Source organism: Janthinobacterium sp. ROICE36 (assembly GCF_002869965.1).
GTDB lineage: Bacteria > Pseudomonadota > Gammaproteobacteria > Burkholderiales > Burkholderiaceae_D > Janthinobacterium.
Genome location: NZ_PEBS01000155.1, coordinates 1 through 2,424 on the forward strand (window position 1 = coordinate 1; position 2,424 = coordinate 2,424).

Genomic DNA, 2,424 nt, shown 5'->3' on the forward strand with positions numbered 1-2,424 from the left:
ATCTACAACCACAACATTCCCCAGCGCGCCTTGGATAACGCAACACCGATTCAGGCGATGAAGAAATGGCAGGAGAAAAAGCCGGAATTATTCGTTAAACGCGTATATAACCAGGCCGGTCTTGACAACTACGTCATTCCTGTTCGGACTAGCTAAGACCGCAGCTACGGACTTTCATGAATCAGCTGATGCATTTGTAGCCGCGATAACGGACTATTTGCAAGCTCGTGAACAGATGGCTGCTGCCAACTTGAAACTGGCATTCCATATCGCCAAAAAATATCTGTATAGCGGCGAGCCTCTTGACGACTTGGCCCAAGAAGCAAATATCGGTCTGATGAAGGCGGTCGAACGCTTTGATTGGCGACGAGGTTATAAGTTCTCGACTTATGCGACGTGGTGGATACGCCAGCAAGTAGGCCGTGCTGTTGCAGACACTGTCCGTACAATACGAATTCCTGTTCATGTTCACGACAAGCTTCAAAAACTCTCAAAAGAAACGCGAGCCTTTGAATCGGAAACTGGACGCCCGCCGGAGCCAGCAGAAATCGCAGAGCGTCTGGGTATCAGCTTACGTATTCTCGGAACACTTGAGCGGATTCCGCAAGAACCGACATCGATTGATGATGAATTTGATGAGGAGCTGATCGATGCGAGTGCTTATGACAGCCTGGTGTCGCCAGATCCGTTCGAATCCTGTGCAGAATCACAGTGCTGCCGGACAGTGGACTCTGTAATTTTGACGCTCAAACGGAAAGAAGAGAAGGTGACTCGCCTCCGCTTTGGTATCGGAGTGAGTAACTCGTTCACTCTAGAAGAGGTTGGCGTGGCTTACGGTGTTACAAGGGAGCGCATCCGTCAGATCGAAGCCAAATCTCTTCGAAAACTACGCAATCCTATTCATTCAGATCGGCTGTTATTGGCGCTCTATGGAAGTCTGCCAGTGAGAGGGGAAAAACCGCCAAGTGTCGACGTGTCAGCAGATGAAGCTGATGAGGCAGACGGTGCCATCGTAGAGGAGATCATTGCGGACGTCGACCAACCGCCCAAGATAGATCCTTCCAGTGAGATCAATGAAGACCCAATTACTTATGTGAAAATGTCTTCACCTAATGAATCTAGTGCACTCATCCAATTGATGGTGACATTAAAGTCTTTAGGTCGGCTGTTGTCCCAAATGGAGGACGCAGGTGTTCGTGTGTTAGATGATCGCCAAGGGACCTCAGGAAAAATTTGGGTAGACGTGGCGGACATCAGCAATGGAAAGCATCGCAAACTCGTTCGCAAGCTGTTGGCCGTCGGTTTTGAATTTTCGCCAGGAAAAGGCTACTGGAAATGACTTTGAAAACACGTAGTGCACCACCTCACGCAATGGCGATGCTTGAGGCTCTCCGGGGTTTAGGCTATTCAACGTCTACGGCACTGGCGGACGTCATCGACAACAGCATCTCCGCCGGAGCAACGGAAATCCGCGTTGATTTCATTTGGGATGGCACTGCGAGTCGCATTTCCATTTTGGATAACGGCCGAGGTATGACCGATGCCGAGCTAGAAAGTGCGATGCGACTGGGTGATAAAAATCCACTTGATGTTCGGGCTTCGCATGATCTTGGCCGCTTTGGGATGGGGCTAAAAACAGCTTCGTTTTCGCAATGCCGCCGCCTAACTGTAAAGACCGTAAAAAACGAAACCGAAAGCTGCTTGCGTTGGGACTTGGACGAGTTGGCGGCAAACCCGGAGGGTGGCTGGCTTTTATTTGAAGGCCCGGCTTCTGGTTCGGCCGCCTATCTCAACGCACTCATCGCCGCGAAATCTGGAACACTGGTGCTCTGGGAGTTGATGGATCGAATCGTCACGGATGGCTATACAGCGGATAACTTTAATGACCTGATCGATACAGTTGAATCGCATTTGGCAATGGTTTTTCATCGCCTGCTTCAAGGTCCCCGTGCCAAGCTCAAACTACTACTCAACGGCAGAGCTGTCGCTCCTTGGGACCCATTTATGTCAGGTAATTCTGCGAAGTCATGGACCTCACCAGTGACGAACCACTCGACCAGCTACGGGCATGTCGCAGTTCAATGCCATGTGTTACCACACCGCGACAAGCTAACGGCTGCTGAATTTGAGGAGAACGCAGGCCCTGCAGGATGGACCGCACAGCAGGGCTTTTACGTGTATCGAAATGAGCGTCTTCTCCTCGCAGGCGGATGGCTAGGACTGGGCAACGCTCGTGCTTGGAACCGAGAAGAGGCCCATCGCCGAGGGTGTAAATAATTTTGTGTAAACGGTCATTTGGCAGGACACTGCCGCCACCAAGGAGAAACAATGACCGTTGTAAAGCGTAACAAGCGGGCCAAGCCCGACCCGGAACTGCTCAAACTGGCCGACAGCTTGCTGGCCAACTACCAGAAGCCCGAGGAT

The 2,424-nt window shown here is 51.2% G+C and carries 2 protein-coding genes and 1 pseudogene; all 3 read left to right on the plus strand.

The window, feature by feature from the left end:
* Positions 1-156: pseudogene (locus CSZ94_RS29110) on the plus strand (IS481 family transposase); the annotation flags it as partial.
* Positions 122-1,339, plus strand: coding sequence for a sigma-70 family RNA polymerase sigma factor (locus CSZ94_RS27095; protein WP_146009919.1), 1,218 nt, complete (start codon positions 122-124; stop codon positions 1,337-1,339). The pseudogene CSZ94_RS29110 and the gene CSZ94_RS27095, both read left to right, overlap by 35 nt.
* Positions 1,336-2,277 (plus strand): ATP-binding protein, encoded by a 942-nt coding sequence (locus CSZ94_RS27100; protein WP_102124328.1) that lies wholly within the window; start codon positions 1,336-1,338, stop codon positions 2,275-2,277. Before CSZ94_RS27095 ends, CSZ94_RS27100 begins: the two co-directional genes overlap by 4 nt.
* The last annotated feature ends 147 nt before the right edge of the window (positions 2,278-2,424 follow it).